Raw genomic sequence first — 15,452 nt, 5'->3', positions numbered from 1 at the left:
CAATGCCGTATTCTCTACGAGCAATTCCAATATCATTCAAATTAGTAAACTGCGATGACTTTTTCCCAAACAACAAGTCATTAATGGAAGGAACGCTTCTACACAGGAAAGTTATGATAGGGCAGATTTTTTTGCTCTGCCGAACCTCTCTCTACAGCAACCAATTTACGCATTTTTTACTTTGTGTGACAGCGCTACTGTGATCGATCGACACCATGGTAGGCATAGTCATCCGCCGGTAAACACGCCGAAATTTACTGGAGTCCATTGAGCATGACGTTCCTTTGCCTCACATGCATATAAATGTACACATACCAATAGAGTAGGTCAATCAATAGGAGGTAAAATGAGTGGATGACAAGTTTTTAAACGTGGGTCGCTTGCTTTTATGCTTTGCTAAAGTAGCAGCTATTAGCGCTGTAAAACTGAACATTGTGGTTGGCATACAATTCAAAAATCAATTACACGCTATAACAGCAGGCAAATAGTGACATAAAATCAACGCCAACTTATGGTTTTGAAAATATGAACGCGCCCAGTTCTAATTCATCCTTTCAGTGCTTGGAAAATCCTATTCTCAATGTCGATAGCTATAAAACTAGTCATTATCTGCAGTACCCCCCAGGAACATCACATATTAGTAGTTATGTAGAGTGTCGTGGTGGAGAATTTACGTCGACGGTATTCCTTGGCTTGCAGGCGTTTATCAAGCAATACTTGAGCACCCCCATCAGTTCTCATCACATTAATGAAGCTGAAAATATTTTAAACCCCCATGGACTACCATTTAACCGTGATGGATGGAATCATATTTTAAATGACCACAATGGTTTAATGCCCCTTGAAATTGCAGCGATAGAAGAAGGACAAGTCATTCCAGTAACCAATGTTTTAGCTCAGGTTGTAAATACCTGCCCCTCCTGCTTTTGGCTCACCACTTATATTGAAACTGCACTTTTACGGAGCATCTGGTATCCATCAACCGTAGCTACCCAGAGCCGCGAAATAAAGAAAATTATCTCACAGTATTTATTTGAAACAGCGGAAAATCTGGATACGCTGGAATTTCGTTTACATGATTTCGGGGCTCGGGGAGCCAGCAGTCTCGAAACAGCCATGCTGGGAGGTATGGCTCACTTAGTTAATTTTAAGGGGACTGATACGATATCCGGAATATTAGCCGCAAAAAAATTTTACAACGCCGCTGTACCTGGAGCTTCCATTCCCGCCGCTGAACACAGCACTATTATCGCTTGGGGACAACAGCATGAGGAAGATGCTTACCGTAATATACTTGAACAATTTTCTGGGGAAGGAAAAACTGTGGCTGTTGTCAGCGATAGCTACGATTTGTGGAATGCTATAGAGAATATCTGGGGAAAAAAATTAAAGGATAAAGTTACTCACAGTGGCGGCACATTAGTAATAAGGCCTGACTCCGGCAACCCAGAGGAAGTCGTGATAGAAGCAATAGAAAGGTTGATGCGGATATTTGGCTCGCAGAAGAATAAAAAAGGGTATCGATTACTACCCCCCTTTATTCGCGTTATACAAGGAGACGGTATCACCCGCTTTGTAATCCCGAAAATTCTCCAAGCAATGAAAGAAAACAATCAAAGCACAGAAAATCTGACCTTTGGTATGGGTGGAGGATTACTACAAAAAGTTGACCGCGATATGATGGGGTTTGCAATGAAAGCCAGTGCTATCTGTATCAATGGCAGTTGGTACGATATTTTTAAGAATCCGAGAACCGGACCCGAGAAAAGGTCCAAGGGTGGCCGCCTTGGCTTGATTCGCGGCGATGATGGTGCACTTCGAACTATTGCGCAGAGCGACCTAAAATCAGAGGCTAACCTGCTGAGGCCCGTTTACCGCAACGGTATCCTGCTTAAAGATATTACTTTCGACAAAGTTCGAAGAAATGCTGCCCTTTGAATCCCTTTCCACCCTCACAACGTCTTACCCCTACGAAACTTCACTTTACCGAGCGAGTACTTTACAACTTTAGGTTGGTCCTGTTAGTTGTGCGTATCCAAAGTCTGACCTCCGTGCACATAAGGCCTCCAGCGTCAGTCGTAATAACAATAAGTACCCGCAGAGAGTGCTCGTGCTCTCGTGGGGTAAAGGTAGCCAATGGAAAGAAGAAAATTCCTCAAGATCGCCGGCGTCGGCTCCAGTGGTATTTTGTTGCCTCTACAGGGCATTCAGGTCAGCGCGGAGCAGCTGCTCAATGAGGGCATGCACAGCTCCCATAAAAGACACCTGGCTGATGTAGTCCTGAATACCGCGCGCAAAGCCGGGGCCAGTTATACCGATGTGCGTATCGGCCGCTATCTGAACCAGTACGTTATGACCCGCGAAACCAACGTGGAGAATATCGTCAACACAGAATCCCTTGGCGCAGGTATTCGTGTGATCGCCAATGGTACCTGGGGCTTCGCCGCCACCAACGACCTTACAGCGGATGGCGTTGCCCTTGCCGCGCGCCAAGCTGTTGCCGTAGCTAAGGCCAATGCCAAGTACCAAACTGAGCCCGTGCGTTTGGCACCGGTAAAAGGGGTGGGCGAGGTTTCCTGGCAGACACCTATCGAACAAAATGCCCTCCAGGTCCCCATCAGTGAAAAAGTCGATTTCCTGATGGATGTTAACAATGGGGCACTCAAAGCTGGGGCCAGCTATATTCGTTCTTCCCTGTATCTGGTCAATGAGCAGAAGTACTTTGCTTCTAGCGACGGCTCCTATATTGACCAGGATGTCCATCGCCTATGGGCACCTATGCAGGTGACCGCTGTTGATAAGCAGAGCGGTGCTTTCAAGACTCGCAACGGTCTCAGTGACCCAGTGGGGAGAGGCTATGAATACCTGGCCGGTCACGACAAAGACAAGATTCGCGGTCAGACCACGCTCTACAAAGCTTCCTATGATATGGCCGAGGATGCAGTGCTTGCAGCCGAGCAGGCCCAAGCCAAGCTATCAGCCAAGTCCATCGATCCGGGCAAGTACGATTTGGTACTGGAACCCTCGCATCTGTGCCTGACCATCCACGAATCTGTGGGCCATCCTCTTGAGCTGGACCGCGTACTGGGTTACGAGGCCAACTATGCGGGAACTTCCTTCGCCACCCTGGATAAGTGGCGCAGCGGTAAATTCCAGTACGGCAGCGATAAGGTCACCCTGTTTGCCGACAAGGTACAACCGGGCTCCCTCGGCGCCGTCGCCTATGACGACGAGGGGGTAAAAACCAAGCGTTGGGACTTGGTAAAAGACGGCATCCTGGTGAACTACCAGGCTACCCGCGATCAGGTGCATATGATCGACCAAAAGGAATCCCACGGTTGTAGCTATGGCGATAGCTGGTCCAGTGTGCAATTCCAGCGCATGCCCAATGTCTCCCTGGCTCCGGGCGAGAAGAAGTACTCAGCCAAAGACATGATCCGCGATGTGGAAAAAGGCATTTACATTGTCGGACGCGGCTCTTATTCCATCGACCAGCAGCGCTACAACTTCCAATTCGGCGGGCAGCTGTTCTACGAGATCAAAAACGGCGAGATCGTCGGCCAGGTTGAGGACGTCGCCTACCAGTCCAATACCCAGGAATTCTGGAATTCATGCTCGGCGATATGCGACAGCAGCGATTACCGCTTGGGCGGAACCTTCTTCGATGGCAAGGGCCAGCCGAGCCAGGTGAGTGCAGTCTCCCACGGCTGTTCCACCACCCGTTTTGACCAAATTAATGTAATCAATACCAAGCGCAAGATTTCCTGAGCGGCGCACAAGAATAAGTAATTGGAGAAAAGGCAATGGCCATTCTGAGTAGAAGTGAAGCGAAGCGTATTCTCGACAAGGTTTTAAAATACAGCCGCGCCGATGAAGCCAGCGCGCAGCTGGCCGGCAGCGAAACCGGCAATATTCGCTACGCGCGCAACAGCGTTTCCACCAGTGGTATCGTCAACGATATCGAGCTGGCCGTAGAGGCCCGTTTCGGCAAGAAATCCGGTGTAGCCACTATCAATGAATTCAGTGATGCCTCCCTGGAAAAAGTGATGCGTCGCGCCGAAGAGTTGGCCAAGCTATCTCCGGAAAACCCGGAAGCCATGCCGATGCTGGGACCGCAGAAATATGTCAGCGTAGACGGCTTCGCCAAGTCCACTGCAGATATCACTCCAGACCAGCGCGCCAAGGCTGCGGCAGATTCCATTATTGCAGCCAAGGAAAAGAAAGTGGTTGCCGCAGGTTACCTGGAAGACCAGCGCTCTTTTGCGGCAGTCGCCACCAGTAAAGGCTTGTTCGGCTACCACGCTTCTACCTCTGCCAATTTCACTGTAACTATGCGCACCGAGAATGGCCTGGGTTCTGGTTGGGCCGAAAGTGACGTTACCGATTTCGGTGCAATGAGTACCGGCAGCACCTCTTCTGTCGCTATCGACAAGGCGGTCCTGTCCCAGGAAGCCCGCGCCCTGGAACCGGGCAAGTACACCGTGATCCTGGAGCCCAATGCAGTGTCCGGCCTGATGGGTTACATGATGAGCGGCTTCGATGCGCGCAGTGCCGACGAAGGCCGCAGCTTTATGAGCAAAAAGGGCGGCGGCAACCGGACCGGCGAGAAGATGTTCGACAAGCGCGTAAATTTCTACTCCGACCCCACCAGCCTCGATGTGCCGGCTCAACCCTGGACCGACGGTGATTTTATGCAGCTGGGACGCACCGAATGGGTGAAAGACGGGGTAGTGAAAAACCTGGCGCGCAGTCGCTACTGGGCGGAGCAAAGCAAAGGCGAAGCGGTCCCTGAGCCCAACAACCTGATTATGGTCGGCGGTGATAAATCCACCGAAGAACTGATCAAAAATACCCGCCGAGGCATTTTAGTAAGTCGCACCTGGTATATCCGTATGGTCGATCCGCAGTCCATGCTCCTGACCGGCCTCACCCGCGACGGCACCTTCTATATCGAAAACGGCAAGATCAAATACCCGGTGAAGAACTTCCGCTTCAACGAGAGCCCGGTAATCATGCTCAACAATATCGAAGATATGGGTGTACCCCAGCGAGTGGGTATGTGGGGCATGTCCGCCATGATTCCCGCGTTGAAAGTGCGCGACTTCACCTTCAGCAGCCTTTCCGACGCCGTATAACAGCCAGCACCCATCGAGGATAACGAAATGGAAAGAAGAAAATTTCTCCAGCTCAGCGGTGCCGGCCTGGGTGTTTCCATGTTGCCGCTATCCGGCAATCTGGTCGCCGAGAGCAAACTGACGCAAAGCGGTATTGATCTCTCTGTAAAAAAAGAATTTGCCGATGTCGCCCTGAATACCGCCACTAAACTCGGCGCCACTTATGCCGATGTGCGTATTGGTCGCTACCTGAACCAATACGTGATCACCCGCGAGATGAAAGTGCAGGACGTGGTGAACACCGAATCTATCGGCATGGGGATTAGGGTTATTGCCAACGGCACCTGGGGCTTTGCTGCCACCAATGACCTGACAGCCGATGGCGTCGCTCGCGCCACCCGCCAGGCAGTAGCTACCGCCAAGGCCAACTCCAAGTACCAGCAGGAGCCAGTACAGCTGGCTCAGGTAAAAGGCCACGGCGAGGTGAGCTGGCAGACACCCATCCAGAAAAACGCTATGCAGATCCCCCTGGCCGACAAGGTGGACCTGTTAATGGACGTGAACAAGTCCGCTATGGATGCCGGCGCCAGTTATATCAATTCCATGTTGTACCTGGTGAATGAACAAAAGTATTTTGCCTCTACCGACGGCTCCTATATCGACCAGGATGTTCACCGTTTGTGGGCGCCCTTCTCGGTCACCGCAGTGGACAAGAAAACTGGCGGCTTCCGTACCCGCCAGGGCCTCAGCCAGCCTGTAGGACGCGGCTTTGAATACCTGGATGGCCGCGCCGAAGACAAGATCCAAGCGCAGACAGTGCTCTACCGCGATTCCTACGATATGGCCGAAGACGCACGCCTGGCGGCGCAACAAGCCAAGGAAAAGCTCACCGCCAAATCAGTCAAACCGGGCAAGTACGACCTGGTGTTGGACCCAAGCCACCTCTGGCTCACCATCCACGAATCCGTCGGCCACCCACTGGAGCTGGACCGCGTGCTCGGCTACGAGGCCAATTTTGCCGGTACCTCTTTCGCCACTATCGATAAATGGCGCAGCGGCAAATTCCAATACGGCAGCGACAAGGTCAACCTGTTTGCCGATAAGGTACAGCCCGGCTCTCTCGGCGCCGTCGGCTACGACGATGAAGGCGTGAAGACCCGCAACTGGGATCTGGTAAAAGACGGTGTGCTGGTGAACTACCAGGCCACCCGCGACCAGGTACACATGCTGGGGCAAAAGAAATCCCACGGCTGCTGCTACGCCGACAGCTGGTCCAGCGTGCAATTCCAGCGCATGTCCAACGTTTCGCTATTGCCTGGCAAGGAGGAGCTAAGCGTCGACGATATGATCAAGGATGTGGAGAAAGGCATTTATATTGTGGGTGCCGGTTCCTTCTCCATCGATCAACAGCGCTACAACTTCCAGTTTGGTGGACAGCTGTTCTACGAGATTGAAGACGGCAAGATTACCGGCATGGTGGAGGATGTCGCCTACCAGTCCAACACCCAGGAATTCTGGAATGCCTGTTCGCAGGTCTGCGGCAAAGATGATTACCGTCTGGGTGGTTCCTTCTTTGACGGTAAGGGACAGCCGATGCAAACCAGTGCGGTATCCCACGGTAGTTCCACTGCACGCTTTGACGGTATCAATGTGATCAACACCAAGCGCAAGCTGGGCTAGCCATTGATCCAGGCGGGAGCTGGCCAGCAAACCAGTCAGCTCCCAGCATTGAAAATAAATAGGTAGAAGGAAAGAAGGTGCTCCGTTCGAGACCGTATGAGGCATGGATGCCGATTACGAGCGTACAGGGATGTATTTACCGCGTGTCTCGAACGGAGCACCTTCTTTCCTTTGCTCTCAACAATAAAAACCAACGCAGTAACAGAGTTATCCCGTGTCCCTCACCCGCAAGGCTTTTCTTCAGCGCCTGATCCTGGGTAGCTGCGCCGCTGCGCTGCCTCAGGGCACACACGCACAAAATACCGCACCGGGTAGTGCGCAGGAGCACTACGATTTTTATTTCACCCGCTTGATGTACGAGTCCGGTGACTGGGATGTGGATCAGCGCATGCCTTCCAACCTGCTCAATTCACTGGTGGAATACACCAATCTTAGGGTTGATCCCAAAGAGCACATAGTGCCGCTGGCCGATAAGAAAATGCTGCTGGCGCCTTTCTGCTACCTGGCCGGGCACAAGCTGGTGCAATTCACCACGGAAGAGGCAAAGAATTTTCGCGATTACGTAAATCGCGGTGGCTTTGTATTTGTCGACGACTGCAACCACGATATCGACGGTCTCTTTGCCAAATCCTTCGAAGCGCAAATGGCCGAGCTATTTGGCGAAGACTGCCTGCAAAAGCTCCCAGACGATCACGACCTCTACCACTGTTTCTTTCAATTCGATGAATTGCCGGTAACCAGCTTTGAATTAAATGGCTGGGGTGATGATCTGGTACACGACTACCTGAAAGCCATTGTTGTAAACGGCCGTATCGCCGTGCTTTACAGCAACAAAGATTTCGGCTGCGAATGGGACTACGACTACCGCAACAAACGCTGGCTCGCCATCGATAACACAAAATTTGCGGTGAACATTGTTATTTACGCACTGACGAGCTGATTATGCTGACCACCCTGGAAAATAGTATCGAAGAACAACTGCACAGCCTCGACAATCTTCAACAGGAAATTGCGCGGGTGATTGTCGGCCAGAAACCTGTGGTGGAACAGATGCTGATCTGCCTGTTGGCCGGCGGCCACGCCCTACTCGAAGGGGTGCCGGGACTGGGTAAAACCCTGCTGGTAAAAACCCTCGCCGATGCCAGTGCGCTGGATTTTAAGCGGGTACAGTTCACCCCGGATTTAATGCCCGGAGATATTCTCGGCAGTGAGATCCTCGAAGAGGATCACAGCACCGGCAAGCGCTTTTTTAAATTCCAGCAGGGCCCGGTTTTCACCAATATCCTGCTCGCCGATGAAATTAACCGCACACCGCCGAAAACCCAGGCAGCCCTATTGGAGTCCATGCAGGAAGGCTCGGTAACCGTGGGCGGTAAAACACTGAAATTGCCCGATCCCTATTTCGTACTGGCCACACAAAACCCCATCGAACAGGCCGGCACCTATCCGCTGCCGGAAGCTCAGCTGGACCGCTTCCTGTTAAATATTCATATCGACTATCCCGATGAGCGGGATGAAGTTGAAATCCTGCGCTCCACCACCGGTGCCAGCAGGGTCAAACCCAGTCCCAGCCTGGATGCGGAGCAACTGCGCGAAATGCAGAAACTGGTGCGGGAAATTCATGTCAGCGACGATCTCTACCGCTACGTGGCGACACTAGTGCGCGCTACCCGTATGGAAACCAGCGGCAGCGATACCCTGCAACAGTGGATCAAGTGGGGCGCCGGCCCCCGCGCGGGGCAGGCTCTGATTCTCGCCGCCAAGGCGCGGGCCCTTTTGCAACGACACCTCGCCGTCACCCGCGAGGATATCCGCAGCTTGTTACTGCCGGTACTGCGCCACCGGGTGCTGCTCAGCTTCCAGGCACAGGCCGATGGAGTGCAGATGCCACAGCTGATTGAAGAATTACTGGCAGCGGTGCCGGAACCGGGCCGGGACTGATCAGCGTGGAATACCTGTCCCCCAAAACCCTGGCCAGCTGTCGCGATCTGGTATGGCTATCGCGGCATATTGCCGAAGGCGTGATGCTCGGTGTGCAACACAGCCAGCGCCGTGGCACCGGCTTGGAATTTCACCAATACCGAGGCTATCAAGCGGGTGATTCCATCCGCCATATCGACTGGAAACTGTTTGCACGCAGTGATCGCTACTATGTGCGCGAGACCGAGCAGGAGAGCCGTATGCACGTGTGCTTTGTGCTCGATACCAGCGCCTCCCTGGGCCAGGCAAGCTTTGTCGAGCCCAGCCTGAATAAACTGCATTACGCCAAGTGTTGGATTGCCAGCCTGTGCTGGCTGCTCAACGCCCAGGGAGACAGCTTTTCCCTATTGGCATTTAACAGTAGCCGAACGGTTTATGTGCCCGAAGGCCAGGGCGAGAGCCACCCGCGTCAAATCGCTCTTCAGCTACAACAACTCGACGCCAGCGACCACTGGCCAGATCACACTCAACTGGCGCCGCTGTGGCAATACTTTGAGCGGCCCTGTCAGGTGGTATTGCTGAGTGATTTTTTTCAACAGGACAATGAGATCGGCGATTTTGCCGCACGCCTGCATGGCGCCGGCCGCCCCTGCCTGCCACTGCAATTGTTAATTGAGGCAGAACAGACTTTTCCTTTTGGCGGAGAGCTAAAGCTGCTCAATCCAGAAGTAAACACCAGTACTCCCGCAACTTTAGAAGTGGACGCCGAGCGGCAACGCCAGTCTTACCTGGATGCTTTTGCTCAAGCACAGAGGGAGTTAAAAGCACGCTTTGCCGCACAGGAGTGTTCACTACAGACCGACCTTATCGAGCAGCCTGTGGAAAAGTCACTGCGACAATTTGTTCAGCTGCACGGCAGGTTGTGCTGAGATGTTGTGGATAAATAACTTATTTCAATCCCCACAGTGGCTATGGCTATTCACAGCCCTGATTATCCCTATCGCCATTCATTTGCTGCGCCGAAGTAATCCACAACAGATCTCCTTTGCTGCGCTGCAATGGGTACAAAGATATTCACAGAGTCGCGCGCGCCGCCCTATTGTGGATAACAAGTGGTTGCTGCTATTGCGCCTGCTAATCGTCGCCATGCTGGCAAGTTTATTGGCTCAGCCGCTGATTAAACGGGAAATTTATCCCCAAGAGGGCGTGATACTGGTAGACCCCAGAATTGGGGCGGACGAAGCGAATACATTTATCCACAATTCACTGCCGCAGCTTGTGGGGGAAGGTAATAAAGTGCTGTGGTTATCCCCAGAAACGTCTTCCGTAACCTCACCCCCACCACAAAATGTGGACCTGTGGAAAACTCTATCAGCACTATCACGCCGGGCGGATTTGCGCAGGGCTCATATCCTGTTGATAAACAACGGGGTTCCAGCATCCCACCAGGCACTAAGAGTCAGTCCCCATTGGCAGTGGCACGGCCTCAACAAAGCATCCACAGCTCCGAGCCAGGCATTACCGAGTATCGCTTTAATGGGCAAAGCGCCCAGCTGGTGGGCGCCGGTGCTGAAAGACTGGCAAGGCAATATGCCGGGACTATCGGTGCATATTCAGGAACAAGAAGAGACTCCCAATGCCGAGCAGGCAGATTGGTTGATCTACACGGGCCCCGCGCCCCTGCCACAAGCCGTGCTGGAATTTGTTTCAGATGGCGGCCTGTTAATCACCGACAACAGTATCCCCCCTGCAGATGATCTCAACTTCGTTGCTGTGGATAACAGCCAGTCAGCTCAAGCGGCCTCAATGGGACGGGGAAGTTGGCTGCGCTACGAAAGTGACTGGTACAGCGAGGCCTTTTATCGCCGCGCAGATTTACCTGAACGTTTATGGCAGCACTGGTCTGGGCAAGACTGGGCTCTGCAACACCAAAATCGTGGCCACTGGTCTGCCAATAAAGTAGTGGCAGACATAGCTGGGGCAGGCCTTCCTGTAGAAGACAGCGAGGTAGAAAACCGCCGTATTGAACAACTGCAACCCTGGTTAATAGCCGCCCTACTGTTACTTCTGGCTTTTGAACGCCTAATTGTCCTATCGCGACCCGCAGTCATCATGGCAACTGTTAGTAACGGGGAGGCCGACCATGGATAAGCGTGAGTCCACCCTTAACGCTGTGCACAGGCGCTGGCTACTGACAGCCCTGCGGCCCTATCTCTGGCTTGCCACTGGCCTCAGCCTTCTGGCTGGCTTGGGCATTTTTGTATTCGGCTGGCCACAGTGGCTATTGCTCGCCTGGCTCGGAATTATTGTTGTAGCAATTCTATTGGATCGCAGCTGGCGCCCAAGCCCTGAAAACCTTTGTCGACAGTTGGATGGGCAATATCCACAGCTGCAAGACAGCAGCCAGTTGCTTAGCCAACAGAAAACCAACCTAAGTCCATTGCAGCAATTACAGCGCACGCGTATCGAAACAGAGCTGCAACAACTGCTGGAAAGTGGCGACCGGTCGTCTTTCGGTCCAAAAAAACTCCGCCGTACCCTGACAAATGCCTTCGGTGCCTGCCTGGGACTTTTGTTATTTGTACTGAGCGATTCTCACTTCACCGGGGATAAAACTGAGACCACGCAACAAAATACAGCTATTCACGTTGCCGAAAAACTTGCCATAACGCGCGCGGCAACCCATATCCAGCCGCCCGCCTACACTGGGCTCGCAGCCGACAGCCAATCCTTACAAATCGATGTGCCGGAGCAGTCTGCGGTCGAGTGGCAAGTTGAATTGAATCAGCCGGTGCAAGGGCTGGAAATGTTGGCCGAAGCTGAGCGCTTCACCTTTTCTCCGCTAGGTAATCTACCCAGTAAAAAATGGCAATTACAACGCACTATCGCTAAGGCAGACTTTTACCAGCTCTCAGTGCAACTCGCGGAGAGCCAAATGCTATTGCCGGAAATTCATAATATTCGGGTGCAAAAAGACAATGCTCCGGAGTTTACCTTTGAGGCACCCAGCTTGCGCGTCGATACCATTAAAGGGAGCGCTCAAAGTATTCCCGTGAAAGTAATCATTAATGATGATTACCAGGTGAGTTCTGCGGATTTATTGGTCACCCTTGCCAGCGGCACCGGGGAAAATTTACGCTTTCGCGAAGAGCGTATTCCGCTCGCCAGTTTGCACTCCACTGCTTTATCAACAAGCCTCTCGGAAGATAAGAAAGCAGCTCGCTACGATTTCCTCCTGCCCATCCACCAGTTTCCCATGGAAGCGGGAGATGAACTCTACTGGTATCTGGAGGCCAGGGATAACCGCGAGCCCAGCGCCAACGTTGCCAAGAGCCAACACTTTATCTTGCGCTGGCCGCAAGAAGAGATTTTCGGGCTGAGTGACAGCGAGGGGATGGCGATTAAGATATTACCGGAGTACTTCCGCAGCCAACGCCAGCTGATTATTGACACCGAGGCCCTGCTAGCCGAGCAAGAGCAGCTGCATCCGGAGGAGTTTCGCAAACGCTCCGAGGGTTTAGCCTATGAACAGAATTTGCTGCGCATGCGCTACGGCCGCTTTCTCGGCGAAGAAGACTCGGAAGCGGAGCATTCTGGAGGAGATGGTGAGCAGCACGAGGATGAAGAGGAATCTGAACACGACCATGACCACCATCATCCAGAACAAGGTGAGCACAAGGTACATGGTGAAGAAACTACCGCTCCCTTTGCCCAGCGTGGCTCCCGTTTCGAACTGGCAGAGCGCATAGTCGCTTCCGTCGGGCATCAGCATGACAGCTCTGAACACGCCACCCTATTTGACCCACAAACAAAGGAGCTACTGCGAAACGCTCTGAACGCCATGTGGAGTTCCTGGCGCGACCTGTCGGTTATAGAGCCCCAAGCCTCTCTGCCCCATCAACACCGGGCGCTGCGCTTTATCAAGGAGGTACAGCAGGCCTCGCGTATTTACTTACAAAGAATCGGCTTCGAGGCGCCTCCCATAGACGAGAGCCGTCGGCTTAGCGGTGAACGGGAAGACGTAGCGCCAGAAACTGTCGACAGTGCCTTTGAACAAAAACAAAGAGCACAGGTGCTCGCCCTAATGGCCCAAGTAGACTCTGGCGCCGAACTCAATACCGATCTGCTGGTGCAGATAAATGAACTAGCCACAGAGCAATCATTAGATCTTGGCCTGGAGCTGTCCAAACAGCTGCGTTTATACCAGCAGCGCCACCAGCAACCGAATTGCATTGGTTGCACGAACTCCCTGAATCAGCTGCTCTATCAGCTACTGCCAGCACCGGAGTCTGCGCCTTCACTGCCTTTGCAAACTGAGGCCGACGGCCATTTCAGCCGTTGGCTACACCAGCAAGGGGAGAAATCACTGTGATTGATTTCTTGATACCCGGCCTGTGCCTGTTGGCCTGTTTAGCATCATTGGTACTGTTGCGCCGCCGAGGCGCCAAGCCATTCGACTATGGCCTGCAACTGGCGATTTGGTTGAGCGCCTGGATGCTTTGGCAGCCGCCGGCAATCATTCCCGCCGAGCGCAATATCTCTATCGACAGCAAACAGCTGGCGAGCTTACATCCAATAAATCTCAATGGTGTGGAAAGTCTCTCCCTCAATGGGGAGCCACTCGGCCGCGACAAACTGCGGGACCTGGCACCAGTGCGCCTGGAGCTATCGAATATCCAGGAAGCTGGTAGCAGCTGGGAATTCGACTGGCAGCGGCGAATTACCTTGGGTGATTCTTTAAAATTAAAGGTTCACAACAACCAGCCACTGACTGAAAACCTACAAATTAGTCTGCTCAATCCCTACGGCCATATTGAAGACAGTCTTGAGCTGAAAGTGGGAGAAGCAATTCAGGCACAACTCACTGCCACTCCAAAACTCGCGGGCCCCCAGCTATACCGAGTACGGACGGAAAGTGAAACCGGCGAAACCCATACAGATCCTTTACCCATCCTGGTGCGAGAACCGCTCCAACCCAAATTATTACTGTGGCTGGCACGCCCCTCTTTTGAGACGGCAGCCCTCTCTCGCTGGCTGCGCCAATCCGGTGTAACAGCACAAGTGATGACCCAGTTGGCACCTGAAATTAGTAGAAAAGAAACTCTCAACGGCATTCCACTTACCGAGTCTGCGGATTTATTCACGAAAGAAAGTCCCTTCGATTTAGTGATACTTGACAGTAGTTTGTGGCCACAATTTTCTGCTCTGCAAAAGCGTCAGCTCAACGAGCTGGCCACTACAAAGTCACTGTTGTGGTTAGTCACTAGCGATAGCTCTGAAGAGTTTCTCCAGTACGCTGCTGCCCAATCCATGCCTCTACAAAAGGAAGAAGCCACCCACTTACATTCCGGCTTTGGCTACCAAAAAGCGGACAATCCAGAGATTCCCCCACTGCGTAATCTTGGCTTCAAAGTCACACAGCCCGGCTCCTACGACTTTTTACTGGGCAATGGAGAGTCCCCACTTTTCTGGGGGCGTTCGACTGAGACACAACACCTGGGGTTTATCCTATTTAGTGACAGCCATCGCTGGCTAACCGGTGGGTTTGCTACTGAATTCGCCAGTCTATGGAAGTCCATTATTGATTACCAACTCAAGCATTTGGGTAGTCAGCAGCCAATAATCCTCTCCAATGAGTTACCGCGTACACAAGAACGCATCACCCTATGCAGCCCACTTTTTTCTGATCAGAGTCCATTCTTATCAGAGTTTCAAGATAGCTCCCGCTCTACCAGAGGAATCGCCGCAAGCAGAAGTTCCCAGGGTCAGTGCTACAGCTTCTGGCCCCAAAATTCAGGTTGGCACCAGCTTTGGACTGAATTGGAAGGGGACTCGGTACTAGACTTCTATATCTTTGCCAAAGAGGACTGGCCACTATGGCAGCAGTCCCTGAATGCCAGGGAAACCCAACTAATGGCTGCCGCACGTTTGGGGCCAGAAGCAAATAATCACGCAAACAGAGTACTGCTGGGGCGCCAATGGCCGGCCCTTATATTGCTGTTACTAGTGTGTATAAGCTGGTGGCGGGAACGCAGGCTTTTGAACAGATCACGACCCTGAGGACTGCACCGAGGGCTGATTTCCGGGCTTAGCCTCTTGCTTGGGAAATATCATCTGGTCGACGGGATACCCCAAAGCTTTGGCCTTCTGCAAAAACTGCTCTAATACATCCTTGGGCATGGTTGGGGTGCGGGACAATATCCACAGATAGGATTTATCGTAGCCGGATACCATCGCATATTGGTAGTCATCCGATAAAGCAATCACGATATAGGATGAGTAAAAGGGGCCAAGAAAAGAGACTTTCAAATGGCCCACATTTTTCGGGCCGACAAACTCGGCCCTCCCCTCCGCCATTTGCCAGGCATCACGCGCTTTTGAATAGCCGGTATTGATCACCGCGACAGAACCATCATGGTTGAGACTGTAGTCGGCAGTTACCTGGGTCAGGCCGCGCTCGAATGAGTGATCCAATCGAGCAATCTCATACCAGTGACCTAAATATCGCTGTAGCTGGAAGTTTTGGACAGGCTCAACCCCCTCCGGCACCCGGGTACAGGCACCCAGCCAGAAAAAGGAAAGCAGTAATACACCCAGTGAAAACAGCTTCATCTAGCCACTCCCAGCAAGCTCCCCCTCAAGTCAGAATAGAAGGCAGGGGTTTCACAAGATCAGGATAGTTTCGGGAATCTGTATTTCACCCATAAAAAAACCACCGCGAGGGTGGTTTTTTTATCG

General features: G+C 52.5%; 12 protein-coding genes. 11 read left to right on the top strand and 1 reads right to left on the bottom strand.

All coding sequences use genetic code 11. From position 1 onward, the window contains the following. Window positions 1-350: 350 nt before the first annotated feature. From ACJJII_RS06850 to ACJJII_RS06800, 11 genes are all read left to right on the top strand, one after another. On the top strand, window positions 351-488 hold the full coding sequence (locus tag ACJJII_RS06850) for a hypothetical protein (protein WP_282930454.1): 138 nt from the start codon (window positions 351-353) through the stop codon (window positions 486-488). Between the two features lie 37 nt (window positions 489-525). Further along, window positions 526-1,938, top strand: a complete 1,413-nt coding sequence (locus ACJJII_RS06845) for a nicotinate phosphoribosyltransferase (protein ID WP_444918718.1) — start codon at window positions 526-528, stop codon at window positions 1,936-1,938. Window positions 1,939-2,136: 198 nt separating this feature from the next. Further along, window positions 2,137-3,768, top strand: coding sequence for a TldD/PmbA family protein (locus tag ACJJII_RS06840; protein WP_413663966.1), 1,632 nt, complete (start codon window positions 2,137-2,139; stop codon window positions 3,766-3,768). 35 nt (window positions 3,769-3,803) lie between these two features. Beyond that, a complete protein-coding gene (locus ACJJII_RS06835) occupies window positions 3,804-5,135 on the top strand; it encodes a TldD/PmbA family protein (RefSeq protein WP_444918717.1) in 1,332 nt (443 codons plus the stop codon). Window positions 5,136-5,162: 27 nt separating this feature from the next. Then, the gene (locus ACJJII_RS06830; RefSeq protein ID WP_444918716.1) at window positions 5,163-6,794 is read left to right on the top strand and encodes a TldD/PmbA family protein; all 1,632 of its coding nucleotides are present in this window, start codon (window positions 5,163-5,165) and stop codon (window positions 6,792-6,794) included. Between the two features lie 214 nt (window positions 6,795-7,008). Continuing rightward, a complete protein-coding gene (locus ACJJII_RS06825) occupies window positions 7,009-7,734 on the top strand; it encodes a DUF4159 domain-containing protein (RefSeq protein WP_444918715.1) in 726 nt (241 codons plus the stop codon). A 2-nt stretch (window positions 7,735-7,736) separates the two neighbouring features. Next, complete coding sequence (locus ACJJII_RS06820; protein ID WP_444918714.1) at window positions 7,737-8,735, top strand: AAA family ATPase; 999 nt, start codon at window positions 7,737-7,739, stop codon at window positions 8,733-8,735. Between the two features lie 5 nt (window positions 8,736-8,740). Further along, window positions 8,741-9,643, top strand: a complete 903-nt coding sequence (locus tag ACJJII_RS06815) for a DUF58 domain-containing protein (RefSeq protein WP_444918713.1) — start codon at window positions 8,741-8,743, stop codon at window positions 9,641-9,643. Between the two features lies 1 nt (window position 9,644). Further along, window positions 9,645-10,865: a BatA domain-containing protein gene (locus ACJJII_RS06810; protein ID WP_444918712.1), complete on the top strand. Its 1,221-nt coding sequence runs from the start codon at window positions 9,645-9,647 to the stop codon at window positions 10,863-10,865. Next, entirely contained in the window at window positions 10,858-13,086 is a 2,229-nt protein-coding gene (locus ACJJII_RS06805; RefSeq protein WP_444918711.1) for a hypothetical protein, read from the top strand. Before ACJJII_RS06810 ends, ACJJII_RS06805 begins: the two co-directional genes overlap by 8 nt. Beyond that, window positions 13,083-14,774: a hypothetical protein gene (locus ACJJII_RS06800; RefSeq protein WP_444918710.1), complete on the top strand. Its 1,692-nt coding sequence runs from the start codon at window positions 13,083-13,085 to the stop codon at window positions 14,772-14,774. The genes ACJJII_RS06805 and ACJJII_RS06800 overlap by 4 nt, the downstream gene beginning before the upstream one ends. Here ACJJII_RS06800 and ACJJII_RS06795 read toward each other — a convergent pair. Next, window positions 14,763-15,326, bottom strand: coding sequence for a lipocalin family protein (locus tag ACJJII_RS06795; RefSeq protein ID WP_444918709.1), 564 nt, complete (start codon window positions 15,324-15,326; stop codon window positions 14,763-14,765). The two genes, ACJJII_RS06800 and ACJJII_RS06795, sit on opposite strands and share 12 nt — an antisense overlap. Between the last annotated feature and the right edge of the window lie 126 nt (window positions 15,327-15,452).

The sequence above is a fragment of the Microbulbifer maximicatervae (SeqCode) genome (assembly GCF_052467825.1).
Note: the sequence above shows the minus strand (reverse complement) of the source record. Positions and strands in the feature narration are given on the sequence as shown.